The sequence below is a fragment of the Streptococcus sp. 2020WUSS084 genome (assembly GCF_044427445.1).
Lineage (GTDB): Bacteria > Bacillota > Bacilli > Lactobacillales > Streptococcaceae > Streptococcus > Streptococcus suis.
In genome coordinates this window covers 1-1,684 of sequence record NZ_JAOTGC010000036.1, presented here as the reverse complement: position 1 = coordinate 1,684, position 1,684 = coordinate 1, and the positions used below count along the sequence as shown (strand labels likewise).

The following is a 1,684-nucleotide window of genomic DNA, read 5'->3' as shown; positions in this document are numbered from 1 at the left end:
TGAACTGCTCCCTGTCAAGTGGACAATGAAATAATAAAAGATTAGGCGACGGCCTTGTTCCTCATTTCAAGAGGGGCAAGGCCGTTGTTGCGTTCTTGAAATCGTTGATGATTATAAAAATAGATGTAGGCATCAATATCTGAAACTAGCTCCTCAAAGGTCTTATACTTCTTCAAATCATAGCACTCCGTCTTAAAGTGCCCAAAGAGACTCTCAATTGGTGCATTGTCAATACACTTACCAACACGAGACATAGAGCGTGTCATCTGATACTGAGTCGTCAGACGGTAATAATCTTTCGAAGTATATTGTGATCCTCGATCGCTATGAATTAATGGTGTCGCATCAGGATTAGCTGTTCGGGCTTTACGAAGCGTTTCTAATACCAACTCATTATCATTAAACTGACCAACCACATAAGCGACAATAGAGCCGTCATAAAGGTCCTTAATCGCACTCAAATAGGCTTTACAGCCGATACCGTACTTCAAGAAAGTCACATCTGTACACCATTTCTGATTGGGGGCAGTAGCTGTAAAATCACGATTGAGAATATTGTCTTCTACATTGACAAAGCTAGTCTTGGTGCAATATCCCTTGGATCTTCTGATAATGGAGCGAATACCTAGAATATGCATCAAGCGACGAATCCGCTTCTTGTTGTAGTTTGTTTCAAGCTTGCGATTGACAAATCGAGTCATACGACGATAACCAAGAATGCCATTATGTTGGCTATGAAGGTCCTTGATGACGTCTATCAATCTTGTATTTTCTTGTTCAGAAGGAGTTTCTTGATGACGCAACCACTTGTAATAGCCTGAGCGAGATACCTTTAGAATACGGCACAAGTGGCTGATAGAAGCCTCTTTCTGTTCATCCGCATATTCTTTAATCGCTTGGAAGGATTCCAAGTGGCGCCCCATTCTTACCGTCGATTTCGTCGCTTGATTTCTTCTAACTTTTTTAGCAGACCATTCTCCATTTCAAGATACTTAATCCGTTCTTCCTGTTGCTTGATTTTTAGGCGTAACTCTTCTTCCGAAGTCAAATTAGGCTTACTTTCCAAACCTTTTCCACGACGGTCGAGGAGGCCGTTAGAACCGTCCTTCTCAAACTTTCTGACCCACGAATAGACCTGTTGATAGGAAACACCATACTTCTCAACAGCCCCTTGGTAATCTTTCTCGTGGGCAAGGATAAAATTGACAATCTCAACCCGTTCGTCAAAAGTTGTCTTGCGTCCTTGTTTCATGCGACTCATTCCTCTACTAGTAGCTTTCAATTCTTTACCACTAGTATAACGTTTTATCCATGATCTGAGAACATAATCACAAGAAATTCCATATTTTTCAGTCAAATCTTTGAGACTTCCCAAGCCATTGAGATAGTCGGAAACAGCTTGTTCCTTTAGTTCCTTACTATACTTCGTCCAGTGACGGCTTTCCTCTAGCCCCTCAACACCAGCTTCTTTGTACTTCCGAACCCAGTTTGATAGAGTGTCTTTAGACACACCATGGTGCCTAGCTAACCAGCTAAGTGATTTCCCAGCTTCCAAGTAGAGTAGAACAATTTCTAGTTTCTCAGAGACAGACTTTGGACTTCTTTTGGACATAATAAAACTCCCTTTATAGTTTCTAGTGAAAATTTTTGTTTTTTCACTGTCCACTATAAGGGGAGTATATCA

The 1,684-nt window shown here is 41.0% G+C and carries 1 protein-coding gene; it reads right to left on the bottom strand.

What is annotated here, in order from left to right; genetic code table 11:
* Nucleotides 1–41: 41 nt before the first annotated feature.
* A protein-coding gene (locus ODU50_RS10315; protein WP_153599778.1) for an IS3 family transposase occupies nt 42–1,612 on the bottom strand; the annotation gives its coding sequence in 2 pieces (ribosomal slippage) (nt 42–967 and nt 967–1,612; 1,572 coding nt in all).
* Between the last annotated feature and the right edge of the window lie 72 nt (nt 1,613–1,684).